Origin of the sequence: Phyllobacterium sp. LjRoot231 (assembly GCF_964253365.1) — a bacterium.
GTDB lineage: Bacteria > Pseudomonadota > Alphaproteobacteria > Rhizobiales > Rhizobiaceae > Phyllobacterium.
This window is the reverse complement of record NZ_CAXUQT020000001.1, coordinates 3,975,398-4,001,548: the sequence shown is the minus strand read 5'-3', so window position 1 is coordinate 4,001,548 and position 26,151 is coordinate 3,975,398. Positions and strand designations below refer to the sequence as shown.

The window sequence follows — 26,151 nt, the reverse complement described above, 5'->3', positions numbered from 1 at the left end:
TACCGGCTTGGTTTGAGACTAAAGACGGCCTATAAGCCATCCAACCGGGCTGATTCCGGTCAGTCAATGCGTGAAAGATGATGGTCTCATGAGCAATCCGGTTCTGGTTGAAGTTTTTCGCGGCGAAACAGTCGAGAGCCGCCATCGTGGCGCGGTGATCGTGACCGATGGCGATGGCAAGATCGTCTTCTCGCTGGGCGATATCGAGCGCCCGACCTTCCCGCGATCGGCGATCAAGGCTATCCAGGCTCTGCCGCTGGTCGAGAGCGGCGCGGCGGATGCCTATGGTTTCGGCAATGAGGAACTTGCCATGGCCTGCGCTTCGCATTCCGGCGAGCCGGAACATGTGGCGAAGGCGGCCGACATGCTGGCGCGTGCAGGGCTCGACGTTTCAGCGCTGGAATGCGGCGCGCACTGGCCGTCACAGCAGCCTGTTCTGATTGCGCTTGCGCGGAGCGGCCAGGAGCCGACACCGCTGCACAACAATTGTTCCGGCAAACATGCGGGATTTCTGTGCACATGCCGGCATCTGGGTATTGAGACGCGGGGCTATTCCGCCTTGGGCTCGCCGGAACAAGACATGGTGCGCGACGCGATGGAAAGCGTGACGGGCGCAGCTCATGCGTTGGATCATTGCGGTACCGATGGTTGCTCCATTCCGACCTATGCCATCCCCCTGAAGAATTTGGCGCATGGCTTTGCCCGCATGGCGACGGGAGTTGGATTCGAGCCGGTACGTGCCGCGGCGACACGGCGTCTCCTCGAAGCCGCAATGGCGGCACCCTTCTATGTTGCGGGTACCCATCGGGCCTGTACCCTGTTGATGGAAATGGCGCCAAACCGCATCTTCGTGAAGGGCGGTGCCGAGGGTGTCTACACAGGTGCATTGCCGGAGCTCGGGCTTGGCATCGCGATCAAGTGCGATGACGGCAGCGCGCGCGCCTCCGAGGCGATCATCGCCACGGTTCTTGCCCGGATCTATCGCAACGAGGACGAACTGGAGTCGAAGCTCGACCGGTTTGCCGATCGCGAAATGCGCAACTGGAACGGCATTACCTATGGTGTTATCAGCCCGACCGAAGCGCTGACGGACGCCAATATCAACTGATGATATTCCGCTCGACGGCAAGGTTTGGATAGATTTGGGTGCTCTTCCGGGTCAGGTCCTTGACCGTGACATCAGCCCAGCTATGACCGACGATGCCGCCATTCCGGGAGCCCTGGATGATATTGTCGCTGATAATAGCGGGGCCGACGCCTTCGACAATGCTGACGTAAATGCCTTCGCCAGAAGTGCGGACGATATTTCCCGTCGCAATGACATTGCGCATGTAAGCACCCCAACCAAGTTGAATGCCATAGAGCGGGGCGTTTTCAACAACATTGCCGGTAACGGAAACGTCGGCCTCGACACTGACGCCGATGCCGAACGTGCCGGGATAAGGACCCTTGGTTGAAAGGTTGCGGACAATGTTGCCGCTGCATGTACCCAAACGTCCGCCGCTGTCGAAATTGACGATCGATATGCCGTTGGCGGCGCTATCGACGAGATTGTTGGCGATGACCGCACCTTCGAAGGCAAACTCCGAATAGATCGCGGTTTCACCGCTCGCGCTACAATTATTTCCGGTGATCTGCAAATTGCTGGCGCTGTTGCCGCGGATCGCACTGAAAGCGCTATTGTTGATGACGTTGTTGGAAACGACGACATTATTGGCACGAAAGATATTGATAGCGTTGCCGTTCTGGCCTGTGCCGCCCGCGTCGGCTCGTATCTTTTCCACACGGTTCCCGGTTATGATTGTAGCGTCACGGCCTTGCTCGTAGCGTTGGACGAGAATGCCGCCATTACCGCAATCGCTGATCTCATTGCCGGTGATTTGCAACCCGGTCGAGTCCGCAGCGAATATGGCCGCGTCGCTGGCACCGGAAATGCGCGATCTCTCGATGCGTCCGCCGCACCTGAACAGGTCGACGGCATTCTTGCTTGCACCGACAATCTGGCAATCGTCGAGCACGAGATGCGCGATATTGCTGGCTTCGAACAGCCCTCGAACGCCTTCGCCCAGCGGTCTGCTGTCACCGTCGATCACAAGACCATTGAGTTGGACATGCTCCGAACCATTTGCGGTGACGAGGCCGCTCTTGCCGCCAAACAGAAGGCGCGATTTGCCGGAAACACCGAGGAGATTGACGTAGGCCGGAAACCGGACACCGGAAACAATATAGGACCCAGGTGGCAGGAATATCCGCTGGCCGGATGAACTGGCCTTGGCCAGTAACGCATTCAATTTGACCGTCTGATCGTCGGGCGATCCGGGCAGCAAGCCGAATTCCACAGCGTTGATCGACCCGGATATAGTCTGCGCTTGCGCGGTATGCGGCAAGACACTGCCGCCGGCAATCCCGGCCAGACCAGTCAGGACAAGGCGTCGATTGATCATGTTTCTATCCGTGAAAACAAGAGGTGAGAGTGACCGGAGGATTGCACTTGCCGTCAGGGCTAGCAAGGCTTACCTTCATTCAATGAGCAGAGCTTTCACAAAGGAAGACGACAGCAACTCCTCGATCGATCTCGGCGAGCGCCCTATCAGCCCCCACCGCAATTTGGTGACGGAAAAGGGACTGGCATTGATCGACGCGGAGATAACCATGGCGCATGAGGCACTGGTCAAGGGCAATGCCGAGGCTGACCGCGACCTGATTGCCCGTGCCTCGCGCGATTTGCGTTATTGGACCGCGCGAAGGGAATCAGCCGAAGTCTCACACCCAGATCCGCACAGCGCTGTGGTGCGGTTCGGCATGGCTGTCACCATCGTGGATGAAGATGGCCGGTCGCAGACTTGGACCATCGTTGGCGAGGACGAGGTGGATGCCAGCCACGGCATGATTTCGCATGTCTCCCCAATGGCGCAGGCGATGTTTGGCAAGTCTGTTGGCGATACGTTCGAGCTGAACGGTCACGAGTGGGAAATCACCGCGATCAACGCTGCACCCTGAAATTGTATCTCCATTTGAGCAGTTAGACTCAAGCGGTTCAATTCAAAGCGTTTTCACACTGGCTCGATATGATCGCGAAAGAACGCCGCTGCGCCAGCCTCGTCGATTTCGCCATCGGCAATCATCAGAACCAGCTGTATGACTTCCTCTTGGGTTGCTTCGAGACTGAATCCATTGAAGTAGAGAAAAAGGTCGGCCGCAGCAAATCCGGTTCTTTTGTTTCCATCCACGAACGGGTGATTTTTCACGATTCCGAAAAGATAGGCACCAGCCGGATCGCAGATATCCGATTCGTTATAAGCCTCTTTCTGCAAAGGCCTGTTGAGCGCAGATTCGAGCATGCCGCGATCGCGTATACCCGAAGCGCCACCATGCAGGCGTAGCTGTTCACCATGCAGCGCTTCGACGAATTCCCGCGAATGAAACTCCGTCATTTAGCGAGAACGCGATATGCGGTCTCGTATTTCTTCATTCTTTCGCGAGCGATTTTCATCTTCTTTTCGAATTCTTCAGGGTCATCGTCCAGACGACGCAGCTTCAAACCATCCCCATCTTCGATGAGGACAAGCTGATCTCCCGCTTTCAGATGGTTCCGCTCAAGCACCTCTTTCGGCAGGATGACGCCTTCGGAATTGCCGATCTTGCGTACGGTTACCTTCATGGTTTTGCTCCGATCGGAACTGAGCTTTTGCAGAGCGACCTTGTCCATGACTTGATGTGCCGCTGCCATTTGCCGCTCGAAAGTTTCGTCCTCGGATTTTGCGGTCTTCGTCATGGCTTAGTTCCTCAGTGTTATAACATAAGATATAACATTGAGGACGCATGCACACAATATCGACGTTGGTCTTACAGACTTACAACCAGCCCTTCTTGCGGAAGATCAGGAGCGGGATGACGGCTGAAGCGATCATGACGCCAATTGCCATCGGATAGCCCCAGACTTCGTCGAGTTCGGGCATGAAATGGAAATTCATGCCGTAGATGGATGCCACCAGCGTTGGCGGCATAAAGGCGACGGCTGCTACCGAGAAAATCTTGATAATGGCATTCTGTTCAATCGAGATGAGCCCCACGACCGTATCCAACAGGAACGTCACCTTGTTGGAAAGAAAATCGACATAGGTGCTGAGCGATTGCGTATCGCGCTCCAGCGACTTGATCGTGGCCCGCGTATCCTTCTTGTTCAAGTTCTCGTCGGGAATGGCCGCCGTATAGACGAGGAGGCGGCTGACGCCAGCGATACTTTCACGAACCTTGGACAAAAAGGCACCTTGAATACCAATGTTGTTGAGACTGTCCCTGAAATTCTTCGTCGTCATAGGCTTGTCATTCTCGGACCGTCGGAAGATCGCGTGAGAATTCACATCAATATCGCCGGCAACGCCTTCGAGAATATCCGCGATGCGGTCGGTCACGGCTTCGATTAATCCCAGCAGGATACTAATGCCGCTGCATTTGGGTGTAACGAGACCATTCCCCGGCTTGGTCGCACGACTGATAAACAGAGCGAACGCCTTCGGCTCGGTGTATCGCACAGTCACAAGCAGCTTTCCGGTGAGAATGAAGGATACCGGAGCGATGCCGTGATGCTTCATTTCGGTGGAATGCAGGATCGAAGCCGTCAGATATTGCGCGCCATTCTCGGCGTAGAAGCGGCTGGATTCCTCGATCTCGATCATATCCTCGTGGGTTGGAATGGCGGCCTTGGTCCAGTTTTCAGTCTGGACGTCCTCTTCGTGCGTCGGATTGATAAGATCGATCCAGACTGCATTTGGCGGCAATTCCGCACCGGCCAGGGCCGCGCTGGGCATAAGATAATCGTCTTGCAAAGTGTAGACATAAATCATTTCACAGGGAATCCAGCAAGGTATCGATCAGTTTCTCTGCTGCTTCACCAATCACCGTGCCGGGTGGGAAGATGGCCGTGGCGCCAGCTTCGAGGACCGCACCGTAATCCTGTGGCGGAATGACACCGCCGACTATGATGAGGATATCGTCCCGCTCGTGGCGTTTCAGCGCTTCCTTCAGTTCCGGTACGAGTGTCAGATGTCCAGCCGCCAGCGAGGAGACGCCGACGATATCGACATTGCTTTCAACGGCGAGTTCCGCCACTTCCTCGGGCGTCTGGAACATCGCGCCGACAATAACCTCAAAGCCGAGGTCGCCGAAGGCGGTTGCTATAACCTTCTGACCACGATCATGGCCATCTTGACCCATTTTTGCGACGAGAATGCGTGGCTTTGTCCCGGTGCGTTTTTCGTAGGTGGCTGCCTTGGTTTCAACGCGGTCGATGACTTCGCTTTTGCCAGCTTCCTTGCGGTAGACACCTGAAATCGTATGAATCTCGGCAACATGCCGGCCGTACGCCTTTTCCAGCGCCAGCGAGATTTCGCCCACTGTAGCGCGCGCCCGAGCCGCCTTGATGGCAAAGTCGAGCAGATTGCCTTTGCCGGATTTGGCCGCACCGGTCAACGCCGACAGAGCCGTATCGACGGCTGTTACATCGCGTGTGCCCTTCAACTGCTGCAACTTGGAAAGCTGGCGCGCGCGCACTTCCGCGTTGTCCACCTTCAATACGTCGACTTCCATGTCCTCGGTCGGGCGATAGGAGTTGACGCCGATAACCGGCTGCTGGCCGCTGTCGATACGAGCCTGCGTGCGTGCCGCGGCGGCTTCGATGCGCATCTTCGGAATGCCCTGTTCAATAGCCTTGGCCATGCCGCCGAGCGCTTCGATCTCCTCGATATGGGCGAGGGCACGCGCTGCAAGATCATGGGTCAGCCGCTCGACATAGGACGAACCGCCCCACGGATCGATCATACGCGTCGTGCCGGATTCCTTTTGCAAGATCAGCTGCGTGCTGCGAGCGATGTGAGCCGAATGATCGGTCGGAAGGGCCAGCGCCTCGTCGAACGAATTGGTGTGCAGTGACTGGGTGTGCCCTTGGGTCGAAGCCATGGCCTCGATCATGGTGCGCACGATGTTGTTATAGGGATCCTGCGCCGTCAGCGACCAGCCGGAAGTCTGTGAATGAGTGCGCAGCGAGAGCGAACGTTCGTCCTTCGGATTGAAGTTCTTCTTCATCAAAACGGCCCAAAGCAGGCGCGCGGCGCGCAGCTTGGCGACTTCCATGAAGAAATTCATGCCAATCGCCCAGAAGAAGGAGAGGCGCGGCGCAAAACTGTCGATATCCTGGCCGGCCGCAACGCCCGCGCGCGCATATTCAATGCCGTCGGCGATCGTGTAGGCGAGCTCGAGGTCGGCGGTCGCACCCGCTTCCTGCATGTGATAGCCGGAAATCGATATCGAATTGAACTTCGGCATGTTTTCCGACGTATAGGAAAAAATATCTGAAACAATCCGCATCGAGGGCTGCGGCGGGTAGATATAAGTGTTGCGCACCATGAACTCTTTCAGAATGTCGTTCTGAATGGTTCCAGCGAGTTGCTTCTGGCTGACACCCTGTTCTTCTGCCGCAACGATATAGAGCGCAAGGATCGGAAGCACCGCACCGTTCATGGTCATGGAAACGGTCATCTCGCCAAGCGGAATTCCGTCAAACAGCTGTTGCATATCGAGAATGGAATCGATGGCAACGCCTGCCATGCCGACATCGCCGGCGACACGCGGATGATCGCTGTCATAACCGCGATGGGTGGCGAGGTCGAAGGCCACGGAAAGGCCCTTCTGGCCAGCGCCAAGATTGCGCCGGTAGAACGCGTTGGATTCCTCCGCTGTCGAGAAGCCTGCATATTGGCGGATCGTCCAGGGTTGCTGCACATACATGGTCGGATACGGACCGCGAATGTACGGCGCAGCACCGGGAAAGCTGTCCAGATGCGGTAGGCCGCGCAGCGCCGTATCACCATAGGAGCGCTTGACCCCGATGCCTTCTGGCGTCTTCCAGACCGCGGCCTCCGGCGTCGGGGCGAGGGTCTTCGGTTCTTGCCAATCGATCTTGGTGAAATCCGGAATTCTCATTTTATTCAGAGGCCTGCAAGGTTTCATCGATGCGCGGGAAGGTCAGCGGTTCACAGTGAACGACGCCATCTGTCGGCAAGGGCATATGGGGCGCATCGAGCACATTAATCGGGCGCTCGTGCTTCGTAGGGAAGAGCGTTGTGCCGACAATGGCCCGCTTGCCCGCATGGTACTCCTTCGCCCGAGCTTCGCGGGCCTCCATGATACGCGCTTGAAACTTGCCGTCGACAAGGCTTTGCAGAATGCCGCCATCGCGTTCAAGCGCCTGAAATTCCTTCCATGCCGCCTCACAAAGCTTTTCCGTCAGGCTTTCGACTGCACCCGAACCGCAGGCAGGATCGGCAACGAAAGCCAGATTGCTCTCGTCCGCAAGGATGAGCTGCGTGTTGCGGGCGAGGCGCCGTGCAAAGGCGTCGGGCAAGCCATGGGAAATCGTATGCGGCAGAATCGCGATTGAATCGGCACCACCGACGGCGGCAGCAAAAGCCGCGATCGTCGTGCGCAGGATGTTGGTTTCGGGATCGAGCCTGGTCATCATCCGGTATGATGTTTCCGCATGGATCGTTGCCCGCGAGGGCCGCGTGCTGCCACAGGCCTCCTGCAACCGGGCCCATAGACGTCGCAATGCCCGGACCTTCGCGATCGAAACGAACTGATCCTGATCGACCGAGAGTGCAAAACCGATATGCGGAGCGGCATAAACAATAGGCTGACGCGCCTCTTCGAACAGCCGGAAATGGCCGGTGGTAATGGACAACATGGCGCCGAGTTCCTGCGCCTCGGTCGCGCCCGCATTGTGGTAGACACGGCCATCCGCCTCAAGCACGATGCCTGGAAGATCGGATGAGAAAAAGCCGGAAAGTGATTGCGGCAGCGAGGCTTTCAGCGCTGCAACGCTCATACGCAGGCGGCCCGTTCCAGCCAAAGTTGCGGCAGGATCGATGCCAAGCGAGAAGCTTAGCGTCTTCGGATTGACATCACGGGGGCGCATGTAATCCACAAACCAGTCGGCACAGGCACGGCTTTTCGGATGCACATCCATCCGCAGATGGATCATATCGAGATGAACGCCAAAGAGCACCTTGTCGACCGCTTCGCGCGTTGAGGGCAGGCCATAGCCGAACGCATTCGGTGCGCCTTCGAAGACCAGCGCGATTCCGGTGGCACCGTTTTCCAACTCTTCCAGAAGCTGCCTGTTGGCGCGAACCGGATCCGGGTCATCTATGCGCTGCACGATATGCCAGGGCTGCGACGGATTCTTGCGCGGGGTCAGCTGCGCCTTGCGGCGTCGTTCATGGAGCGGCTCGACGGCGATGCCGTCATCGGTCTTTGAGATCAGGGATTCGTCGAAATCCGCGCCTTTAAGGGCTTTTTGCGCGAGTTTGACCCAAGCCTCCCGGTCAATCGCCGCAAATTCAGTTTCCTTGAGCAGTGACGCGTCCATGCTTTCTCCCGGTTGCCCGTATTTTTGTATTCGACTTTAGGGGGAGTCATGCTGCTTCGCAACAAAGCAAAGTGCCGCTGGTGCAACATATTGAAAACATGCGTGTTTTCGTTAGTGCAGCTTTCGGGTGGCAGGGCCTGATCAGGCGTGAGATTCCTTGTGGCAAATGGGAAACCTGAAAGGCTCTAAAATGGATATTCTGAAGGGAAAGACCGCCATCGTAACCGGCGCGAGTTCTGGCATCGGTTATGAAACGGCAAGGCTTTTCGCCAGCGAAGGTGCGAATGTGATTGTCGCCGCACAGCGCCAGACAGAGCTTGAAAAGCTTGTCGCAGCGATCGAATGGGACGGCGGAAAAGCCATAGCGCTGGCTGGTGACGTTAGCGATGAAACCTATGCCAAGTCATTGGTTGAATTGGCGGAAACCACCTTTGGCGGGCTGGATATCGCCTTCAACAATGCCGGCACCAATGGTGAAATGGGACCGACGTCTGGCGTCTCGCTCGAGGGCTGGCAGGAGGCGTTGAACGTTAATCTGACGGGAGCTTTCCTCGGAGCGAAATACCAGATTCCCGCGCTGCAAAGGCGCGGCGGCGGCTCGCTGATTTTCACGTCGACCTTTGTCGGCCACACGGTGGGAATGCCGGGCACCGCGGCCTATGCCGCCAGCAAGGCCGGAGTGATCGGTCTGATGAAGACGCTTGCTGCCGAGCTTGGTCCGCAAGGCGTCAGAGTCAATGCGATCCTGCCGGGGGGCACCGCCACCAGTATGGCGGAAGCTTGGGTCAACACGCCGGAGAAACTCGCTTTTGTTGAGGGATTGCATGCGCTTAAGCGGCGGGCAATGCCTGAAGAAATCGCGCGTTCAGTGCTCTATCTCGCGTCGGATGCGTCGAGTTTTACCACTGGCTCGGCGATGCTGGTGGATGGCGGCGTCTCGATAAACCGGACCTGAAAGAAGTGGTCAGAGCCAATGAAATCCTTTGGCCATCAGGGTCGCCAAGCCGAGGGCCACAAAAATCAGCGCGCCAAACAGAAGACGAAAATCAGTGCGCGCATCGCTCCGCAGCTCTCTGATATCAGTCTTGATGTCAGAGACAGCAATCTTGATATTTTCCATATCAGACGAGAGTTTTGCGACCTGTGCTTCCATATCGCTAAAGGTGACATCTCTGTCGCTGGTTTTCAAGGGCTCGAGGTGTGTTGTCCGGGGAAGTTTCGCTCTGCTCATAAATGTCTCTGGTAATCAAATTATTCAAAATATTCAGCTTGATAACATGTTTCCTTGGAAGCACACAAAACAAAACGCGCGCTGGATAGCGCGCGTTTTCGATATCAGGTGAAAGCCATCGTACCTAGACGAATTGGCTCAAGCCCGGAATGGAATTCACCACCTCGTCGACCGGGCCGCTGCCGGCTTTTTCGCGAGCAAAAGCAATGGTTTCCTTGGAAATTCCGGTGATTTCGCCCATGCCGAGGCCGATGCCCATCAGCTTGGAACCGAGGCCCATGACGCCAGGCATCAGGCCGGAGAGGCCGCCACCGCTATTGTTGGCTTCGGCAATGGCGGCTTCCGCACCGGGAACGCCAGCGATCAACTGGTCAACCTTGTCGGCGGGCGCTTCCTTTTGCAGAAATGCCAGAATCAGGCCGACAGCCTTGCGGGCGGTATCCGGATCGGTGCCGACATTAGTCGAAATACGCGCGATAAGTTCGTCCATTAGTCCAATCTCCCGTCTGATATGAATTACGTTTACGTAATATGCGGGAATATTCCTCCGCACGAGCTCTTAAGTCAATCTGGATCATTCTCTCAACCTCGTACAATCAAATTGCAATCGGACGATGAAATTCTTGCGCCAGATTCGCACTTTCTTGCATGGGAATCGCAGAGTCTTGTGCAGGAATCGTATTTTTCTGTTCCATTTGCATTCCGGAATTTGCGGGTCGTCTGCAATTTTCCGGATACGATAAAAGCTTGGCCATTGTCGCGTGGAGTTTGGCTGTTTATACCGTGGATAAAGTGACCGTCGCGACGAGGACGAACGACATGGCCGATGACAGTATTTTCCTTGGTGCTAGCCGCAAGCCCGACGACACCTACCAGCAGGCGGAGTCACTTCTCCTGAAATTCGGCAACCGGCATGGTCTGGTCACCGGTGCAACCGGTACGGGTAAGACGGTCACGCTGCAAGTTCTGGCTGAAGGCTTTTCGAAAGCCGGTGTTCCGGTTTTCTGCGCCGACATCAAGGGCGATCTTTCGGGTATCGGCGCCAAGGGCGAGGACAAGGATTTCCTCGTCAAGCGCGCCGCTGACGTCAAGCTCGATCCCTACACGCTCTCGGCCTCGCCGGTGATCTTCTGGGACATTTTCGGCGAGCAGGGTCATCCGATCCGCGCGACGATTTCCGAGATGGGACCGCTGCTGCTTTCGCGCCTGATGAACCTGACGGAAGCGCAGGAAGGCGTTCTCAACATCGCCTTCAAGATCGCGGACGAGGAGGGGCTGCTCCTCCTCGACATGAAGGACTTGCAATCGCTGCTCGTCAATATCGCGGAAAGGGCCGAGGAAATCTCTGCGCGCTACGGCAATGTCACGAAACCTTCGGTCGGCGCGATCCAGCGCTCGCTGTTGGTGCTGGAACAGCAGGGCGGCACGAAATTCTTCGGCGAACCGGCGCTGAAGATTGCCGACATCATGAGGACGGACACCAATGGCCGCGGTCTGGTCAGCGTCCTTGCCGCCGACAAGCTGATGATGAACCCGCGCCTCTATTCGACGTTCCTGCTCTGGCTGTTGTCCGAGCTTTTCGAGGAACTGCCGGAAATCGGCGATCCGGAAAAGCCGCGCCTGGTGTTCTTCTTCGACGAGGCGCACCTGCTCTTCAATGAAGCGCCGAAAGCGTTGCTCACCCGCGTCGAGCAGGTGGTGCGCCTGATCCGCTCCAAGGGCGTCGGCGTCTTCTTCATCTCGCAAAACCCGCTGGACGTACCGGAGACTGTGCTGGCGCAACTCGGCAACCGCCTGCAGCATGCGCTGCGCGCCTATACGCCGCGCGAGCAGAATGCGGTGAAAACCGCAGCCGACACCTTCCGCGCCAATCCAGCGTTCAACACGTTCGAGGCGATCACCAATCTTGCCACCGGCGAGGCGCTCGTTTCGACGCTGGCCGACAAGGGCGTGCCGTCCATGGTGCAACGGACCTTGATCCGCCCGCCGGCAGGACGCATCGGTCCGCTGACGAGCGATGAGCGTCAGACCCTGATCAATGCGAGCCCGGTGGCTGGCCTCTATGACGAGATGGTCGACCGCGAATCCGCCTACGAACTTTTGCAGAAGAAGGCGGAACAGGCAAAGACCGAGACCGAGGTGCAGGAGGCCAGCGCCGATAGCACAGGTGGCTGGAAGCTGCCCGATTTTCTTGGCGGCGAAAGCAAGCCAGGCCCACGCGGCGGTCAGCCACGCGGCCGCCAGACCGTGGCCGAAGCCGCGATGAAATCCGTCGTGCGCTCCGTCGGAAGTTCGTTGGGCCGGGCGCTGGTACGCGGAATTTTGGGTAGCCTCAGCAGGCGGTGATATCCCGCTGGGGACCCCGGTCTGACCCGCTTCCAGCTTAGGGCAAACTGCACGGCTCAGCGGGCACTAACAGCGTTGTATCCTTCCCGTCCGGACCAAAAGACGGCGGTATGTTGGCCGACGGTTTGCTGGCCCAGCAGTTCGGCTTGTCCCCCAAAGTGAAATCGAGCGCCGGAGCCCGCTTCGAAGACAGGTCAATGGGCAGCCAAGTGCTGTCATAGGCTTTGCCATCGACGCTGGCGTTCTGGATATAGGTCGCGGCGGGGTTTTTCGCAGTGATGGTCAGCAATTTCCTGTCGCCCTGCCAGATCACCGCCTTTTCGAAAAGCGGGCTCGTGAGGGTCAGGCCTGGCTCCGCCAGAATTTCCGGATAAAGTCCGAGCGCCGCCCAGACGTACCAGCCCGATATTGCGCCGAGATCATCATTTCCCGGTATGCCATTCGGAGCCGTCGTAAATTGATTGGTCCGAATCCGCCGGACGACCGCCTGTGTCTTGTAGGGCTGGCTGGTCCAGTTGTAGAGAAATGGCGAAGCGAGGTTCGGCTCGTTGCCGATCCACATATAACCGGGCAGATTTTCGTAGGCATTCACATAGGTCATAAAGGCATCGAGCCGTGCGATAGCCGCCTTGTCGCCGCCTGTGGCATTGATCATCCCCCTGATATCATGGGGCGCCATCCAGCTATATTGTTCAGCGTTACCTTCTCTATATTGTTCCGTGTATCGACCATTAAATCCGCGGTTGTCGGGAACATAGCCTTCTGCCCATGCACCATCGATTTTGCGCGGCTGAATTTGCGGATAGGGTTGATCTTTGATCTCCTTCCACTTCGGATTGATCAGATTTTTCCAGTTGCCGGAACGCGTGCGCAAGCTGGTCGCTTCATCCGAAACAGGCCCTACCACAAGTTGGCTGCCGGCTGTTCCCAGCGCCGTGACGAAGCGCGAAATGGCGAAATCCGTGCTGGCAAATTCCATGGTCGTTGAAGTCGGGGCTTCACTGGAGCCGCCGGAGGGGAGGTATCCCTTGCTGATATAGTCGGCCAGCCCGGGAAGGACTGTCTGTCCCGCACAGGTGGTCTTCCGGCTGAAAGCGGTGTCGCGCATGATGGTGCTGGCGGCGGCAGTGTCGAAATCTCTGGCGCCATAGGCATAGGCTTGCGCGACGATGATCGATGCACCGTCGCCCGGCATGATACTGCTTGTGGAATTGCCATTGACCCACATCGGGAATACGCCGCCGCACTGATTGGCATCGTTGATCAGCGAACGCATCATGTCGCTTACCTCGCTTGGGTAGAGCAATGCCTGCAATGGAATGAGCGAGCGATATGTATCCCAGCTGGAAAAGCTCGAATACTGCACGCGGCCGGCTTCCAGTTTTTCTTTTTTCGTGCCGCTGTTGAAACTCAGATACTCGCCATTGGCATCGCTGTAAGTCGACGGTGTCTGCAGCGAATGATAGAGCGCCGTGTAGAATTTTTTGGTGTCGTCAGCGCTGCCCCCGGTGACCTGAACGGCATTGAGGCGCTGTTCCACTCGGCATCGCCCTGCTTCTTTGCCTCGTCGAATGTGAGACCAGCTGCCTCCTTCTCCAGATTGTCTTTTGCATTCTCGACGCTGGTAAGAGACACGCCGATTTTAACGCCGACGACAGTTGCGACGCCGGGTGCCGCCGTGAAGGTCAGGGTCGTCGCCGCGCCTGATGTCGTCTCGGTGAATGGCTGATCGAATTTGGCGAAGAAGTAGACCTGAAAACTCCTGCTGGCAGCCGAACAGAAGTTTGCATCGGATGCGGAGCCTGAGACAGTCCGCGCTGTCCTGTCGACATTTATCGATCCGGAGCTGCTGCTGGTTTTAGCGGTGACCTTTACAAGGGCTTTACTGCCCGGGGGGTAGGTGAATTTTCCAATGCCCGTGCGCAGCGTAGCCGTCAGATCGGTCTCGATGTTGGATCCTGAGAATTTGACACGATAATAGCCCGGACTGGCGGTCTCATTCGCGTGATCGAAGGTGGGTTGCGTCTGTGAGGTTTCGGCCATCGGCAAAAAGGGAATAGCACTGGCGGAGGTGCATCCGACGCCGCTGAGATGCGTAAGAGTGAAGCCGGTAATCTTGTTCGAGGAGTGGTGATACCCTTCAATAATCCATCCCTCGTTCGTAGGGGTTGTTGTATCAGGCCCCCAGTTGACCATGCCGAATGGCCTGCCTGCCGCAGGAAAATCGAAGGCACCCATACCAGTGCCGGTGTTCGGACCGTCAAATTTCTGCCCGGCACCCGTGCCGATGAACGGATCGACGAACTGTGTTAGCGCAATGTCGACGCGCGGGTCCTTCAATTCCTCTATTTCAGCATCGGCCGCGGCCTCAGTCGAACCCGCGTGCTCTTCGTCCAGGAGGTTATCTTGCCCGGCGGCCGCGCCCGGATCGGTCTTGGATCCTGCTTCGGGCTGGTCGATTTGGGCGTTCAGATCGGCAAAGGTGCTGGCGGTATCGTCGCTCGTGTTGTTCGCATTGTCCGAGCCATTGCAGCCTGCGAGTATGGTGCAGCCGAGCAGCCCCATGAAAAGGGTTTTCTTGAAAGACATGATTCCTCCCGGGGAAGTCAAAAATCGATAAAATATGGATTAAAAAATAGAGGCGTTGAATGTTGCCGTTGTCCTGAGGACTCCCCTCCCAAGGAGTTCTAACCGAGTAAAGGCGGTTTTGAATATGTTCGGTTGTAACGCCGTGTCAATTCGCCGAAAGTTCAAGACAACGAAGTGCGCGCAGGCTCATCGAGGACGATCCAGGCTGGAGCATGGTCGCTTGCGTGGTCCCAGCCCCGCACGTGGCGATCGACATCAGCGCTGGTCAATCGATCGGCTATCGAAGGACTGAGCAAAAGGTGGTCGAGGCGCAGCCCGGCATTCCGCCCCCAGGCATTCCTGAAGTAGTCCCAGAACGTGTAGATCTTTTCCTCAGGATGCCTGGAGCGAATGGCATCCGTCCATCCTTGACCGACAAGTTCGGCGAATGCCTTTCTGACTTCGGGGCGGAAAAGCGCGTCGTCGATCCAGCGCTCCGGTTTGTAGACATCCAGATCCGTCGGCATGACGTTGTAATCGCCGGCAAGAACGATGGGTGCGCCTGTTGCAAGCAGCTCTGCCGCCCGTTGCGAAAGACGTTCAAACCATCGCAGCTTGTAATCGAATTTCGGGCCAGGCGCCGGATTTCCGTTCGGGACGTACATGCAGCCGATCAGGACGCCATTCACGGCCGCTTCGATGTAGCGGCTGTGTGTATCGTCCGGATCTCCGGGCAGGCCGCGGATGGTCTCGATAGGCTCGGCGCCCCTGGCAAGAATGGCAACGCCGTTCCAGCTCTTTTGCCCATGCCAGATCGCGCCATATCCGGCGGCGCGAATCGCCCGCTCCGGAAATTTCTCCTGAGGCGCCTTCAACTCCTGCAAGCAGACGACGTCCGGCTCGGCTTCTGCAAGCCATCGCAAAAGCACGGACAGCCGGCCGTTGATACCATTCACGTTGAATGTGGCAATCTTCATTTGAGCCGGGAACGTTTCTGATGGTCATCGAGTCGTTGTCGGCATCATGAGATAAAGCCGGGCGCAATGGAAGCTCTTCGCCCGGCTGGATACGTCAGATCAAAGAGCAACTAGAGCCTCTCATGAGAGGCTCTACCTTCCTCAAGCCTGCTTGCCCCGCCATACGATATCGCTGACGTTGAGCTTCTTTGGCACGATCTTCAGGTCGAAGAACTCATCGGCCAGCGCCTGCTGATAGGCAACAGCTTCCGGCGTAACAGCTGCCACCTTGCTGAGGTCCGCTCCCTCGCGCGTCAGGACTATCCTCTCGATATCCTCAGGCACGCCGGTGATCTTCGCGAGCGTCCGGATCGTTTCGTCGAGATTTTCCTGAGCTCCCCGGCCGACAAGTGCCAGTTCGTCGAGGACGTCCGCCAGTATATCGCCATGCGATGCGGCGAAGTCGCCATTGCTGAGAAAGAACGACCAGGACTCAACGATGCCCCTTCCAGTTGCCAGAACCCGCGTTTCCGGGCGCTTCTCCGCTACCGCAAAATAGGGATCCCAGATCGTCCAGGCATCGATCTGGCCGGCCGTGAAAGCAGCTGCCGCATCGGGAGGCGACAGATCGGATGCATTGATGTCGGCCACCGTCAACCCGGCCGTCCGCAGGGCCTTGACCGTGAAATTATGCGCGCTGGATCCACGCTTGAAGGCGACGCGTTTGCCTTTCAGATCGGCAATCGACTGAAAAGGCGAATCCTTGTGGACAAGAATGGCGGATCCGTCCGGCGCGCCCCGATAGGTTCCGGCATAGACGAGGTTTCCACCCGCCGCCTGTGCGAAAAGCGGCGGCACGTCGCCTGTCGGGCCAAAATCGATGGCGCCGGCACCGAGCGCTTCGAGCAGCGGTGGGCCGGATGAGAATTCCGACCAGCTGACACTGACGCCGCGCTGCTCGAAACGTTTTTCCAGCGCACCATTGCCCTTGGCCAATGCCAGAACACCATTTTTCTGCCAGCCGATACGGAGTGTCTTCAACTGCTTCGGAGCCGCGCGAGCAGCAAAGGGCAGGGCGGTTGCAGCGGCGGCGCCGCCCAGCAAGGCGAGAGTCTGTCTGCGATTGAACATGCAAGGCATCCTTTCCATAGGTTGGTCTTGCCGGAAAGGATGGCGCAAAGGATCGGCGTCAGCGACGTCAGAACGTGCGAACAATCGCCGGGATGGGGAAAATCATGCCCGTTTTGGCGGAGGCGGCGAAATCACTTCGCCGCCGGAAATCCGTTCGGATGCGCGGGCACAGCCTTGAGATAGGCGGCAATCGCGTCGCGATCGGCGGGCTCGAGGTGCGCCAAATTGAGGACCACATCCGTCATCGAGCCGCCAAGCGAGTCGAAATCCGGCGTGAAGCCGCTTTCCAGCGCATAGGAAATGTCCTTCTCGGACCAGGAATCGATGCCGCCTTGGCCGTCGGTGATGTTGGGAATGACACCCTTGCCCTCCGGCGCCTTGGCGCCCGCCAGCCATTGCATGTTGTCCGGACCGCCAATGGCGTTGCGCGGGGTATGACATTCGCCGCAATGACCCGGGCCTTCGACCAGATACTGACCGCGCTTGATCCCGTCCGTGGCAGTGGGAATAGTCAGGACCGGCTGCGGTGAAAGATAGAGCCGCTTCCACAGGCCGAGCCCGCGCCGGATGTTGAAGGGGAAACTGAGCTTGTGCGGCCCGGCGACATTGCCGGAAGGCGGCAGGGTCTTCAGGAAAGCGTAGAGATCGGCGATGTCCTGCACCTGCATGCGCGCATAGGACGTGTAGGGAAAGGCTGGGTAAAAATGCCTGCCATCTGGCGAAACGCCTTCCATCATCGCATTGGCAAGATCGGCGAAGGACCAGTCGCCAATGCCCTGCTTCGATGGGGAAATGTTTGGCGTTACGAAGGTGCCGAACGGCGTGACGAGATTGACACCGCCAGCCAGCACGAGCCGTGCATCGCCCTTGGCACCCGGCGCTGCATGGCAGGAGGCACAGCCCCCTTGCCAGAAGATGCTCATGCCGCGTTGCGGATCACCCGGAGCTGCCGCGGCAAGCTTTGCCGGATCGACATGGGACGGCGCCGAGAGCAACCAGAACCCGGCCCCGCCAATCAGCGCCAGAATAATGACGAGCAATGCGAGCTTGCGCATCATACAGCGATCTCAATCCTTCTTGATGCGAAAGGCCTTGTGGCAGGAGGCGCAATTTTCGGCTACCTGGTTGAAGACGACCTTGAAACTGTCGAGGTCTGTCGGGTTGGCGGCTGCCGCTGCGGCTGCATCCTTCTTGTATTTGGCGACGGCCGCGACAAAACCGGCATTGTCTTCCCAGATCTTTGGCGAAACGGTGGTCTTGCCCTGATCCGAGCCCGCCGGGAACAGCGCGGCGACATCGATCTTCTGCGCATCCTCGTTCAGCTGCTTCAGTGCGGTCGTTACCGCGTCGGCGTCGTACGGCTTTTCGCCTTTGATAATCGGCGTGATGCTGCCGACGGTCTTGCCCTGATCCTTCATGAGTGCCTGACGGTCTGCGAGCGCATCCGCGCTTGCCGGTGCCGAAAGGACTGCGATGGCAAGCAAAGGCGCCGCAGCAAAAGAAATCAGTCTGTGCATGAGAGTGTCTCCGACTCTTGTGGCTAAAGTGATGTGGCTTCAAGGGCTTCCGGTGGGCACTCTAGATTAAACATTGCGAAAAGCACGCGACCATTGCGATCACATTTTCGTTTGTCAGCCACTATGTGATGGCAGCAAAAAGCCCCGGCGTCTGGCCGCCGGGGCTCGTCATAGTGTCAGAATTCGAAATAAATACCGCTCCTGCGGTACCGCTGGCGGTAATACGGGCGATCCCACGAGTCGTCCCAGGTGCGATAGTATGGGCGATCCCGATAATAGTACGGGCGATCGCTGTAGTACGGGCGATAGCGGTAGTACGGGCGGTCGTTGTAGTACGGGCGGTAGCGGTAGTACGGGCGGTCCCACCTGCGATAATACCGGGGCCCACCGTAGTACCTGCGATCCCATCCGTTGTGCCGGCCGTGCCAGCGATAATCCCGGCGGTCCCACCGATCACGATAGTGGACGGTTTGCACATTTGCATTTGGAGCGGCCTTGGATATCTCGACTGGCTGCTGAATCATCATCGGCGCAGCGCTGGCCGTTTCGATAGATCCGATCGTCCCCATCGACACCAAGATGGCGCTTAGGGCTGAAATCAACTTTCTCATTGTTCCTCCAGTGAAAACCCCGCTTTTCGCATAGGCTTTCAACACGTAAACGTCCCTGAGACATTAAACTTACGTCCAATTCCCTGAACCTTGGATGAATAACGAACAAGACAGGGAAAAGGACCAATCCCCGGTGATCACTTATCGAATCACGCTGCTTGGATGCGTGATAAATGCGATTTGGGAAGTATTATTTCTGCGCAGCCCCTGCCACAATATGGCAGTATGGTGCTCCAACGGGAACGCGCCATGTCACGATCCGAACGCCTGCTCGATTTGATCCAGATCATGCGCCGCTACCGGCGGCCGGTCAGCGGCAAGGTGCTGGCTGAGGAAACCGGGATCAGCATCCGTACCCTCTATCGGGATATCGCCACACTGCAGGGGCAGGGCGCGCATATCGAGGGCGAGCCCGGACTTGGCTATATGTTGCGGCCGGGTTTCATGCTGCCGCCGCTGATGTTCTCCGAAGATGAGATCGAGGCGCTGGTCCTCGGCTCGCGCTGGGTCGCCAGGCAGCCGGATGCCCGGCTTTCCATCGCCGCACGCGATGCCCTGGCGAAGATCGTCGCCGTGCTGCCGGCCGATCTGCGCGACGATGTAGATGCCTCGGCGCTGCTGGTCGGTCCGCGTGAACCGGCTCATCCCGACACGATCGATCTTGCCGTCGTGCGCAAGGCCATCCGGTCGGAGCATAAGCTTGATATCACCTATAACGATGGCGGCGGGACGGGGACGCAACGGCTTGTATGGCCGTTTGCTCTCGGTTTTTTCGAACGCGTCCGTGTCGTCGTTGCGTGGTGCGAGCTTCGCCAGGATTTCCGGCACTTCCGTGCCGACCGAATCTCGGCATTGCAACCGACAGACACGCGTTATCCGCGCCGCCGCCAGGTGCTCCTGAAGCAATGGCGCGAAGGCGAGGGCATAGCACCGCCGGATTGAAGATAGAGAAATGCCGGTCATCAAGGAATGATAACCGGCTCAATACCCACGAAAGCGCATGCGCGTTCAAGGGACAATTTGTTTAGAGTTATGCGTGCTTGTAGACCGGCTTGCCGTGATGCTTGTGCCAGGCATGATGCTTCGGATGATGCACGACGTGATGATGATGATAATGATGATGAACGTGGTGCCTGTGATGGATAGGCTCAGCAGCGCTTGCGCTGGTGGCAAGTACCGGTGCTGAAACGGCCAGGGCGACAGCGAGGCCGAGAGCTGTGTAAAGAGACGTTTTCATTTCCTTGGGTTTCCTTTTGGGTGGGGTAACAGGGGAGGAGGAGAAACCTGCAACGCGCAGGTGTAGAATCAGTCCACCCGCTATTTATCCGATGCGGATGTTTCGCCCCTATTTCGCGCTTGTGGTGTTTCGTTTCTGCAATGTTTCTTGAATGAGGCGGGAGCGATCTCGTCCGCTACTGCCAGAAATTGACAGTATCGGAACGTATGGTGATCCCATCGAAACAACAGGAGACGAAGCCATGCTCAATCCCGATTTTATGCTCATCTATGTCGATGATCCGCAAAGGAGCCGGGCATTCTACGCCGGATTGCTGGGACGCGAGCCAGTGGAAGAATCGCCGACCTTTGCCCTGTTCGTGATGGAATCGGGTCTGAAGCTCGGTATGTGGATACGGCAACAGGTGGAGCCCGCTGCCATCGGAGCACCCGGCAGCAGCGAGCTGGTTTTCGCGGTGGGCGATCTGGCGACGCTGGAGGCCACGTATAATGATTGGTTGGCGCGTGACATACCTATTGTCCAGAAGCCGACGGAAATGGATTTTGGCCGCACGTTCGTGGCACTCGATCCCGATGGCCATCGCTTGCGGGTGTTCGTACCAGCCGAGGATGCAGGTCAATGAGACGGCATCGGATCGCAGGCGCGTCCGAACGCGAAACGGCCCCGCCAATGACGGGGCCGTTGCTTTTACGACAAGCGACAATGCCGCCGGGATAGTCATGAGAGTTAGCGCTCACTCGCCTCGCTTGTCGCGTCGTCTTGCTTGAAGGTCCGGCGCAGATGCACGACCTTGGCGACAGCGTTCTCAATATATTTTGTGGGGCAACGGAGCATGTCGTCCCTTAAGCGCCGCTCGACTTCCCTGGCTGCCACGAGACGCCGGTCGATCAGATCGCAATCGACGCCGGCTGCCTTGAGTTCAGTGCAGGAACGGTCGAGCCTTGCGACCTCGCGCCTTGCCTGCTCATGAAAATCAATTGCGATCATCAATAGAATGGTTTCCATTCTGGCTTCCCTGAAATTATCGTTAGTGGCAATAGGCGCCCGTAGTCGCGGCGCTTGAAAAATATGGTTTGCATTCATGCCGCCGTAATGAGGCGAATCGGGGTCGGGCGAAAGTGACAGCGCTGTCCCTATCTGCGGGCAGCCGAATCGGGTATAAAAATGCTTTCAGCTGTATTGTTTATTTTGAAAGAACTTTTTTGACAACAAAGCAGAATTCCCTGCAAGACGTATTGATCGTCGAAGACCAGCATTTGATGCGTCTCGCGCTCGTGCATGAACTGCAGGCGGCAATTCCCGCTTGCATCGTTCACGCCGCGGCAACGATGGAGATGGCGCTGGAGCTGATGCAGTCCAATCAGTTTGCGCTCATTCTTATCGATCCGGGGTTACCTGGCTACGATCCGGGGTCCGAAGTTGATCGCTTGAGGACCATAAGCGCCATCGTGGAACAATCGCCTACAGCTATTCATATCGTCATCACGGGTTCCGACAGCGCAGAAGAGTGGGAGGAGGTCCGGAAATTCGGTGTCGCCGGTTACATCGCCAAGAACAGCCTCAAACCCGGAACCATGGCAGCGATTCTGCAGACGATAGCAGATCATGGACGCTGCGTTGGTTTGATGCACGAAGCCAGCATTGGACCGGAAGTTTACCACGCGGTGCTAACGCCAAGAGAACAGGAATCTGTCCAGTGGATGATACAGAGACCGCCAAACATCAGCCGCAGGGCGATCTATGATCAGCTTGGCGAACATTTGAGCATCGATGCGGCTTCGGCAGAACGATACTACAAGCGCGCCAAAGCAAAACTTTTGAAGATCGGACAGCTGCCCAGTTCGCTTTAGGGGCAGGACCTGTGAACCGAAAAACTCAGCAAATATTCATAGATCGGTAGACAGCGTTCGATAGTTTTCCGAACACGCAAGGGATATGGATCAAGATCGATCCGACCAATATTTGGTACGAAGCCCGTACTTTTGTGCGCCGCCCGGTGCCATTCTTCACGCCCGGCCCAATCGACCCGCCCACCCTGTTGCCAGTTCAGGGCGCTCAGCATCGGGTCCAGCCCAAGAGCTTCGAAGTAGGCGGTTACGACCCCTGCTGGATCTCGCCTTAGCGCTTCGCCATCAATCACGACGGGGGAACGGCCCAGCTTGCGCTTGATTTTCTCGAACAGCTCAAGCTGCTGCTCAAATCCGGCCTCCGCTTCTGCGTAATCATTGAGGATTCTGTAAAGAGAAGGAATGGATAGCCTCGGATCTCTTATCAGAAAAGTATTTTCACTTTTATCGAAAATCTCGTCGTCAACGTATCCCACCACATGATGAGACATCTCCTTTACAAATACATTTTTACTTGCGTCTCCTCGTATCAAAAGATCTGTAACCGAAGAAAATGTCGAAGATTTATCTTGTTTAACATCGATCAATCCGTTTCTAATTAGATACGTTTTACAATATGGCTCGCCATGAACGACAAAATCACCGCGTTTTTCCATCATTTTTTCGAAAGCCGTAGATAAGGATCTTGGTATACACCACAAATTCAACAACATTTATCAAACCAATATATCTTGAAATTAGAAATCTATATTATTTTATGTTTATATATTTGAAGTGAATACAATAGTGTCGCAATGTTCAAAGCTGGAGTTCGGGTTTCGAATTCTCGCGCCAGAACTAAAAGATTACCCTCACTCCAGGGATAATTCAAATGTATATATTTGGCAGAATATGAAATTTGTGAGTTGCCGAACGTTCGCTCATATGCGTTAATAGAGTCCAATATTTCGACTTTGAATTTAAATATCAAATTTCAAAACCAAGACTCGCGAAAAAATAATACTAAAGAAGTACGATAAACGTTGTTATTATAATATTGTGAGATTTTCTTTGAAAGACGTTAATTTATCCCCTCCTGTCTTGCACTTTATCTTTGCCGTGACAACTCTGCCTTTGATAGCGAGTCTGCCTAAACGCAATCCGTTCCCCCTTCGGTCAGGCAGAATTCCTGTCATAGGTCTCATCCTCGTGATCGCGCTGGGTACTCTGACCGCGAGTGCGCAGTCGCCTGACCCTGAATTGTTGACCATCGAGCAGGGAGCAGGAGAGCCCCGGTCAGTGTATTCGATCGATAAACTACGGAATGAATTCGAATTGCATGAGCGGGTGACGGCGACGCCTTGGAGCGGAGAAAAGGCAATCAGCTTTCGCGGACCTCTGCTCAAGGATATTCTCGAAAAAAACAATATTGCCGGCACCAGAGAATTCGAGGTCCAGGCTTACAATGATTTTATGGCGAGGATTACTGGAGCCGAGATCAATGCCTATTCCCCCATTTTGGCAATCGAACAACAATGCGCAAATGAGGACCGGATCAGCGGGCTTTGTGCAGCCAACCAGACATACCGGCCGTTATCGGTGGACGACGGTGGTCCTTTCTACCTGATCTGGCCTTTGAGGGATTTGCCGCAAGCTTACGTGCTCGGCCGCAAGTCGATATGGGTCTGGTTCGTCGTGGCGGTGCGACCGGTTCCATGACGCGTCTGCTTCGTCGCCTCGTGCCACTTTCTCTTTATGCTGGCCTCACCCTTGCGCTATGTCTGAGCGTATGGTCGCTGGTGCGCACGGAAACCTACAGGCAAAAAGGCGAAGTCGTATCTAGCCAGGCTCTGGAAATTCGATCGCGTGTCTGGCAATCGCGAGAAATCGTGGCACGTATCAGGGGATTTCTCGAACTTGCCAGGCAAACCGGAAAAGCCGACACCCGATTAGCCCTGAGCGTACGTTTGCTACGCTTTAATCTGGAACTGATGGCACATCTGGAATACGTTCAATTATTCCTAAGTCCGCGAAATGCGCTCGATCTCGGCCATGTCATTGAGGAGACCGACAATGTGGTCCTACCCGTGGCACTTTATGGCGGAGACTATAAGCGAGCTTTACAATCCATCAGTGTAGCCGACGATTATCTTATTCGCCTGTCCAGCGTGACAGTCGATTCAAGTCAGGGATTGAGACTAGCGGCGCAGATCGCCAACGACGCGGCCCGCAACAGACTGAGACTTTTCGGAGCGCTGTCAGTTCTCATTCTTAGCGTGATTGCCATACATCAATACAACAAGGCAAATCGCGAGAAAGATCAGCACATCAGGTCATTTTCGCTGCTGTTCGCCCACATGACTCGTACGCGGATCGCTGCCCTCCGGCTGTTTCTCGGCTACCTCAACGAACCGTCACCGCCGCCGCCCGAAATGACGGACGCTGCCCTGCGAACTATCCTGGAGCTGGACACCATCAATGAAGGCTTGATGACGATCGGGCATGCACGCGACAAGGAGCAACTCGCGCCGCTGTGCCGGATCATCGGCGATATCGTCAGAAGCTGCAAACATGAATTGAAAGTGGACACGGAAGAAGCGCACGCGGTTCAAGTGCCCGCTTCGCAGTTCCATTTGCTAATCGATGAACTCGTGCGCAATGCGATCAATGCCGTTGCCGGGCGCATGGATCCGGTCATCTCGATCAAGGCCGTCGTGCACGGGCGTTTTCTGCGCCGTTCGCAGCTGATTCTGACCGTCAGCGACAATGGTACGGGAATGAGTCCAGACCTTCTGGCCAAGGCAAAAGAACCGTTTTTTTCGACCAAAGCAGGCACGCACGTTGGTCTCGGGCTGACCAATTGCGTGGAACTCGTCAAGACCATGGCGGGTAGACTGGACATAAGTTCAACACCCGGCAAAGGCACTTCAGTCAGAATCAGCTATTCAATCTGAACAGCATTCCAGTTCGGACGCCAACGTCTCCTTGCGGCCGAGGGCAGCCAGCCACAAATTGTCCAGGCACCTCAATTCGGCACCGTTGATCTGGTCCAGAAACAGCCAATACTCACCGCTGGGGAAATAATAGCCGAGCGCGTCTTCCCGCCTTTCGGCCCGCTGCAATTCTGTCTTGTCAATCTGCTGCAAGACGCCGTTGACGCGACGCTGAACGTCCATCAGCGACCACTCTCTCAGCTGTGCGACCTCAACGCGCGGAAAAACCAGGCGGCTTTTATCCAGATGAGAGAGATTGACGCAGATGCATCCCTGCCGGGCTGCCGAAATCAGCAGCCGTCCGGTCTTTGCTTCAAGGCTCTGCAGCGTCACGTCCGGGCGCAGCGGGTCCGCATTGCCATAACCATAAAAATGGGTTGGGCCCTTGTGGTCGTAGTTCATGTCACAGCCGAGGAATGCCAGCACATCGGGTTTGAGTGCATGCAACGCCCAATAGGCCGACGTCAGGGACATCGTCGCGCCCGCATAGACAAAGCCACCATAGGCATTCTGTGCGGGAACATAATCCGGGGCCGTGTGAATATCGCGTCCGCGGGTCAACTGCGGCGCGGGCATTGCGCTGGGCGGGAAATCGCCAGCGTGAACGAGATGATCCCAATCATCGCGCACACGCCATGCGTTGTTGATCGCAACGATGGAATCGAATGGCGCACGAGGCCATTCGCGCGACCGCACAGCATCGGGGGCGCTGCCGAGAACGAGTACGATTTTGGGAGGTGCTACGGTCTGCATTGGGTTCTCTACCATTCCCGGCGAAGATTTGGGCAAACTAGCCCAATCATCTGCATCTGTCTCAGAACAAATGGTCTCATGTGGATGACGTCGACGTGGGCGTGCTTGCAAGATTCCGGCAAACCTGATGGCAGCAAGCTTTATCTTCAAACGAAAGCTTGAAAAGTGTACATTTTTTTCATACACTTAATGTGCCGGTTTTCTTTGGCCTTTGAATTCGAGCATCTAATTTTTTTGAGAGATTTCATCACCAAATATTTTAAGGAGCAGTCTCATTGGAATTTGAATGGGATGAGAACAAGCGGCGGCAGGTAAACAAGAAGCATGGCGTCGACCTTCTATATGCAGCTTTGATTTTTAAAGGCCCGGTCCTTACGAAGATAGACGACAGAGCCGATTATGGTGAAGAACGGTTCATTTCACTGGGTATGGTCGACGGCGCTTGTTTCATTGTTGTTCATACGAATCGAAACGAGGTCACCCGCCTCATAACAGCTTGGAAAGGAGGTCAGCTTGAATATGACCAATATCAAGCGGGCATCGCTCGATGACTTGGA

28 protein-coding genes and 1 pseudogene are annotated in these 26,151 nt (G+C 56.3%); 10 read left to right on the top strand and 19 right to left on the bottom strand.

Annotated features, from left to right (window positions below):
* Positions 1–88 precede the first annotated feature (88 nt).
* Positions 89–1,108, top strand: a complete 1,020-nt coding sequence (locus ACSQ3H_RS20020) for an asparaginase (RefSeq protein ID WP_436118661.1) — start codon at positions 89–91, stop codon at positions 1,106–1,108.
* Here the strand turns inward: ACSQ3H_RS20020 and ACSQ3H_RS20015 are convergent.
* Positions 1,101–2,444 carry a TIGR03808 family TAT-translocated repetitive protein gene (locus tag ACSQ3H_RS20015; RefSeq protein WP_436118660.1) on the bottom strand — a complete coding sequence of 448 codons (1,344 nt, stop codon included), beginning with the start codon at positions 2,442–2,444 and terminating at the stop codon, positions 1,101–1,103. The two genes, ACSQ3H_RS20020 and ACSQ3H_RS20015, sit on opposite strands and share 8 nt — an antisense overlap.
* An 82-nt stretch (positions 2,445–2,526) precedes the next feature.
* On the opposite strand from ACSQ3H_RS20015, the gene greA reads away from it, so the two are divergent.
* Positions 2,527–3,000 carry a transcription elongation factor GreA gene (gene greA, locus ACSQ3H_RS20010; protein WP_436118659.1) on the top strand — a complete coding sequence of 158 codons (474 nt, stop codon included), beginning with the start codon at positions 2,527–2,529 and terminating at the stop codon, positions 2,998–3,000.
* Between the two features lie 53 nt (positions 3,001–3,053).
* Here greA and ACSQ3H_RS20005 read toward each other — a convergent pair whose 3' ends face one another.
* From ACSQ3H_RS20005 to ACSQ3H_RS19985, 5 genes are all read right to left on the bottom strand, one after another.
* Complete coding sequence (locus ACSQ3H_RS20005; protein ID WP_436118658.1) at positions 3,054–3,434, bottom strand: type II toxin-antitoxin system death-on-curing family toxin; 381 nt, start codon at positions 3,432–3,434, stop codon at positions 3,054–3,056.
* On the bottom strand, positions 3,431–3,661 hold the full coding sequence (locus tag ACSQ3H_RS20000) for an AbrB/MazE/SpoVT family DNA-binding domain-containing protein (protein ID WP_436119506.1): 231 nt from the start codon (positions 3,659–3,661) through the stop codon (positions 3,431–3,433). The genes ACSQ3H_RS20005 and ACSQ3H_RS20000 overlap by 4 nt, the downstream gene beginning before the upstream one ends.
* A gap of 193 nt (positions 3,662–3,854) precedes the next feature.
* Positions 3,855–4,847: a magnesium transporter CorA family protein gene (locus ACSQ3H_RS19995; RefSeq protein ID WP_436118657.1), complete on the bottom strand. Its 993-nt coding sequence runs from the start codon at positions 4,845–4,847 to the stop codon at positions 3,855–3,857.
* A 1-nt stretch (position 4,848) separates the two neighbouring features.
* Positions 4,849–6,981: a methylmalonyl-CoA mutase gene (scpA, locus tag ACSQ3H_RS19990; protein ID WP_436118656.1), complete on the bottom strand. Its 2,133-nt coding sequence runs from the start codon at positions 6,979–6,981 to the stop codon at positions 4,849–4,851.
* Between the two features lies 1 nt (position 6,982).
* Complete coding sequence (locus tag ACSQ3H_RS19985; RefSeq protein ID WP_436118655.1) at positions 6,983–8,425, bottom strand: methylmalonyl-CoA mutase subunit beta; 1,443 nt, start codon at positions 8,423–8,425, stop codon at positions 6,983–6,985.
* 190 nt (positions 8,426–8,615) lie between these two features.
* Between ACSQ3H_RS19985 and ACSQ3H_RS19980 the strand changes: the two genes are divergently transcribed.
* On the top strand, positions 8,616–9,380 hold the full coding sequence (locus tag ACSQ3H_RS19980; RefSeq protein WP_436118654.1) for an SDR family oxidoreductase: 765 nt from the start codon (positions 8,616–8,618) through the stop codon (positions 9,378–9,380).
* A gap of 9 nt (positions 9,381–9,389) precedes the next feature.
* Here ACSQ3H_RS19980 and ACSQ3H_RS19975 read toward each other — a convergent pair whose 3' ends face one another.
* Entirely contained in the window at positions 9,390–9,656 is a 267-nt protein-coding gene (locus tag ACSQ3H_RS19975; protein WP_436118653.1) for a hypothetical protein, read from the bottom strand.
* 124 nt (positions 9,657–9,780) lie between these two features.
* Positions 9,781–10,146: a DUF2267 domain-containing protein gene (locus tag ACSQ3H_RS19970; RefSeq protein WP_436118652.1), complete on the bottom strand. Its 366-nt coding sequence runs from the start codon at positions 10,144–10,146 to the stop codon at positions 9,781–9,783.
* 329 nt (positions 10,147–10,475) lie between these two features.
* Here ACSQ3H_RS19970 and ACSQ3H_RS19965 point away from each other — a divergent pair, with 329 nt between their 5' ends.
* A complete protein-coding gene (locus ACSQ3H_RS19965) occupies positions 10,476–12,002 on the top strand; it encodes a helicase HerA-like C-terminal domain-containing protein (protein ID WP_436118651.1) in 1,527 nt (508 codons plus the stop codon).
* Between the two features lie 37 nt (positions 12,003–12,039).
* On the opposite strand, the gene ACSQ3H_RS19960 is transcribed toward ACSQ3H_RS19965, so the two are convergent.
* From ACSQ3H_RS19960 to ACSQ3H_RS19930, 7 genes and pseudogenes are all read right to left on the bottom strand, one after another.
* Entirely contained in the window at positions 12,040–13,542 is a 1,503-nt protein-coding gene (locus tag ACSQ3H_RS19960) for a GH92 family glycosyl hydrolase (RefSeq protein WP_436118650.1), read from the bottom strand.
* A gap of 140 nt (positions 13,543–13,682) precedes the next feature.
* A pseudogene (locus tag ACSQ3H_RS19955) lies at positions 13,683–14,567 on the bottom strand (hypothetical protein); the annotation flags it as partial.
* 185 nt (positions 14,568–14,752) lie between these two features.
* The gene (gene xth, locus ACSQ3H_RS19950; protein ID WP_436118649.1) at positions 14,753–15,547 is read right to left on the bottom strand and encodes an exodeoxyribonuclease III; all 795 of its coding nucleotides are present in this window, start codon (positions 15,545–15,547) and stop codon (positions 14,753–14,755) included.
* A gap of 141 nt (positions 15,548–15,688) precedes the next feature.
* A complete protein-coding gene (locus ACSQ3H_RS19945) occupies positions 15,689–16,657 on the bottom strand; it encodes an aliphatic sulfonate ABC transporter substrate-binding protein (protein ID WP_436118648.1) in 969 nt (322 codons plus the stop codon).
* Positions 16,658–16,788: 131 nt separating this feature from the next.
* Positions 16,789–17,715 (bottom strand): c-type cytochrome, encoded by a 927-nt coding sequence (locus ACSQ3H_RS19940; protein ID WP_436118647.1) that lies wholly within the window; start codon positions 17,713–17,715, stop codon positions 16,789–16,791.
* 9 nt (positions 17,716–17,724) lie between these two features.
* On the bottom strand, positions 17,725–18,174 hold the full coding sequence (locus ACSQ3H_RS19935; RefSeq protein ID WP_436118646.1) for a c-type cytochrome: 450 nt from the start codon (positions 18,172–18,174) through the stop codon (positions 17,725–17,727).
* Between the two features lie 121 nt (positions 18,175–18,295).
* On the bottom strand, positions 18,296–18,658 hold the full coding sequence (locus ACSQ3H_RS19930; RefSeq protein ID WP_436118645.1) for a hypothetical protein: 363 nt from the start codon (positions 18,656–18,658) through the stop codon (positions 18,296–18,298).
* 376 nt (positions 18,659–19,034) lie between these two features.
* Here ACSQ3H_RS19930 and ACSQ3H_RS19925 point away from each other — a divergent pair, with 376 nt between their 5' ends.
* Positions 19,035–19,727, top strand: coding sequence for a helix-turn-helix transcriptional regulator (locus tag ACSQ3H_RS19925; protein ID WP_436118644.1), 693 nt, complete (start codon positions 19,035–19,037; stop codon positions 19,725–19,727).
* An 88-nt stretch (positions 19,728–19,815) separates the two neighbouring features.
* Here ACSQ3H_RS19925 and ACSQ3H_RS19920 read toward each other — a convergent pair whose 3' ends face one another.
* Positions 19,816–20,022, bottom strand: coding sequence for a hypothetical protein (locus ACSQ3H_RS19920; RefSeq protein WP_436118643.1), 207 nt, complete (start codon positions 20,020–20,022; stop codon positions 19,816–19,818).
* Between the two features lie 241 nt (positions 20,023–20,263).
* Between ACSQ3H_RS19920 and ACSQ3H_RS19915 the strand changes: the two genes are divergently transcribed.
* Entirely contained in the window at positions 20,264–20,644 is a 381-nt protein-coding gene (locus tag ACSQ3H_RS19915) for a VOC family protein (RefSeq protein WP_436118642.1), read from the top strand.
* 104 nt (positions 20,645–20,748) lie between these two features.
* Here ACSQ3H_RS19915 and ACSQ3H_RS19910 read toward each other — a convergent pair whose 3' ends face one another.
* A complete protein-coding gene (locus ACSQ3H_RS19910; RefSeq protein WP_436118641.1) occupies positions 20,749–21,027 on the bottom strand; it encodes a hypothetical protein in 279 nt (92 codons plus the stop codon).
* Between the two features lie 197 nt (positions 21,028–21,224).
* Here ACSQ3H_RS19910 and ACSQ3H_RS19905 point away from each other — a divergent pair, with 197 nt between their 5' ends.
* Positions 21,225–21,872: a response regulator transcription factor gene (locus ACSQ3H_RS19905; protein ID WP_436118640.1), complete on the top strand. Its 648-nt coding sequence runs from the start codon at positions 21,225–21,227 to the stop codon at positions 21,870–21,872.
* Here ACSQ3H_RS19905 and ACSQ3H_RS19900 read toward each other — a convergent pair.
* Complete coding sequence (locus tag ACSQ3H_RS19900) at positions 21,869–22,582, bottom strand: hypothetical protein (RefSeq protein WP_436118639.1); 714 nt, start codon at positions 22,580–22,582, stop codon at positions 21,869–21,871. The two genes, ACSQ3H_RS19905 and ACSQ3H_RS19900, sit on opposite strands and share 4 nt — an antisense overlap.
* Positions 22,583–23,147: 565 nt before the next feature.
* On the opposite strand from ACSQ3H_RS19900, the gene ACSQ3H_RS19895 reads away from it, so the two are divergent.
* Entirely contained in the window at positions 23,148–23,567 is a 420-nt protein-coding gene (locus tag ACSQ3H_RS19895) for a hypothetical protein (protein WP_436118638.1), read from the top strand.
* Positions 23,528–24,802 carry a sensor histidine kinase gene (locus tag ACSQ3H_RS19890; protein WP_436118637.1) on the top strand — a complete coding sequence of 425 codons (1,275 nt, stop codon included), beginning with the start codon at positions 23,528–23,530 and terminating at the stop codon, positions 24,800–24,802. The genes ACSQ3H_RS19895 and ACSQ3H_RS19890 overlap by 40 nt, the downstream gene beginning before the upstream one ends.
* Here the strand turns inward: ACSQ3H_RS19890 and ACSQ3H_RS19885 are convergent.
* Entirely contained in the window at positions 24,794–25,594 is an 801-nt protein-coding gene (locus ACSQ3H_RS19885; protein WP_436118636.1) for a hypothetical protein, read from the bottom strand. The two genes, ACSQ3H_RS19890 and ACSQ3H_RS19885, sit on opposite strands and share 9 nt — an antisense overlap.
* Positions 25,595–25,869: 275 nt before the next feature.
* Here ACSQ3H_RS19885 and ACSQ3H_RS19880 point away from each other — a divergent pair, with 275 nt between their 5' ends.
* Entirely contained in the window at positions 25,870–26,145 is a 276-nt protein-coding gene (locus tag ACSQ3H_RS19880; RefSeq protein ID WP_436118635.1) for a BrnT family toxin, read from the top strand.
* Positions 26,146–26,151: the final 6 nt, after the last annotated feature.

Excerpts from the sequence above, each read along its gene's own strand:
- ACSQ3H_RS19915 (WP_436118642.1), top strand. The coding sequence starts at position 20,264 with ATGCTCAATCCCGATTTTATGCTCATCTATGTCGATGATCCGCAAAGG.
- ACSQ3H_RS19885 (WP_436118636.1), bottom strand. The coding sequence starts at position 25,594 with ATGCAGACCGTAGCACCTCCCAAAATCGTACTCGTTCTCGGCAGCGCC.
- greA (WP_436118659.1), top strand. The coding sequence starts at position 2,527 with ATGAGCAGAGCTTTCACAAAGGAAGACGACAGCAACTCCTCGATCGAT.
- ACSQ3H_RS19925 (WP_436118644.1), top strand. The coding sequence starts at position 19,035 with ATGTCACGATCCGAACGCCTGCTCGATTTGATCCAGATCATGCGCCGC.
- ACSQ3H_RS19930 (WP_436118645.1), bottom strand. The coding sequence starts at position 18,658 with ATGCAAATGTGCAAACCGTCCACTATCGTGATCGGTGGGACCGCCGGG.
- ACSQ3H_RS20020 (WP_436118661.1), top strand. The coding sequence starts at position 89 with ATGAGCAATCCGGTTCTGGTTGAAGTTTTTCGCGGCGAAACAGTCGAG.
- ACSQ3H_RS19980 (WP_436118654.1), top strand. The coding sequence starts at position 8,616 with ATGGATATTCTGAAGGGAAAGACCGCCATCGTAACCGGCGCGAGTTCT.
- ACSQ3H_RS19900 (WP_436118639.1), bottom strand. The coding sequence starts at position 22,582 with ATGTTGTTGAATTTGTGGTGTATACCAAGATCCTTATCTACGGCTTTC.
- ACSQ3H_RS19985 (WP_436118655.1), bottom strand. The coding sequence starts at position 8,425 with ATGGACGCGTCACTGCTCAAGGAAACTGAATTTGCGGCGATTGACCGG.
- ACSQ3H_RS19975 (WP_436118653.1), bottom strand. The coding sequence starts at position 9,656 with ATGAGCAGAGCGAAACTTCCCCGGACAACACACCTCGAGCCCTTGAAA.
- ACSQ3H_RS19910 (WP_436118641.1), bottom strand. The coding sequence starts at position 21,027 with ATGGAAACCATTCTATTGATGATCGCAATTGATTTTCATGAGCAGGCA.
- ACSQ3H_RS20015 (WP_436118660.1), bottom strand. The coding sequence starts at position 2,444 with ATGATCAATCGACGCCTTGTCCTGACTGGTCTGGCCGGGATTGCCGGC.
- ACSQ3H_RS19920 (WP_436118643.1), bottom strand. The coding sequence starts at position 20,022 with ATGAAAACGTCTCTTTACACAGCTCTCGGCCTCGCTGTCGCCCTGGCC.
- ACSQ3H_RS20005 (WP_436118658.1), bottom strand. The coding sequence starts at position 3,434 with ATGACGGAGTTTCATTCGCGGGAATTCGTCGAAGCGCTGCATGGTGAA.
- scpA (WP_436118656.1), bottom strand. The coding sequence starts at position 6,981 with ATGAGAATTCCGGATTTCACCAAGATCGATTGGCAAGAACCGAAGACC.
- ACSQ3H_RS19945 (WP_436118648.1), bottom strand. The coding sequence starts at position 16,657 with ATGTTCAATCGCAGACAGACTCTCGCCTTGCTGGGCGGCGCCGCCGCT.
- ACSQ3H_RS19940 (WP_436118647.1), bottom strand. The coding sequence starts at position 17,715 with ATGATGCGCAAGCTCGCATTGCTCGTCATTATTCTGGCGCTGATTGGC.
- ACSQ3H_RS19935 (WP_436118646.1), bottom strand. The coding sequence starts at position 18,174 with ATGCACAGACTGATTTCTTTTGCTGCGGCGCCTTTGCTTGCCATCGCA.
- ACSQ3H_RS20000 (WP_436119506.1), bottom strand. The coding sequence starts at position 3,661 with ATGAAGGTAACCGTACGCAAGATCGGCAATTCCGAAGGCGTCATCCTG.
- ACSQ3H_RS19890 (WP_436118637.1), top strand. The coding sequence starts at position 23,528 with ATGGGTCTGGTTCGTCGTGGCGGTGCGACCGGTTCCATGACGCGTCTG.
- ACSQ3H_RS19970 (WP_436118652.1), bottom strand. The coding sequence starts at position 10,146 with ATGGACGAACTTATCGCGCGTATTTCGACTAATGTCGGCACCGATCCG.
- ACSQ3H_RS19995 (WP_436118657.1), bottom strand. The coding sequence starts at position 4,847 with ATGATTTATGTCTACACTTTGCAAGACGATTATCTTATGCCCAGCGCG.
- xth (WP_436118649.1), bottom strand. The coding sequence starts at position 15,547 with ATGAAGATTGCCACATTCAACGTGAATGGTATCAACGGCCGGCTGTCC.
- ACSQ3H_RS19965 (WP_436118651.1), top strand. The coding sequence starts at position 10,476 with ATGGCCGATGACAGTATTTTCCTTGGTGCTAGCCGCAAGCCCGACGAC.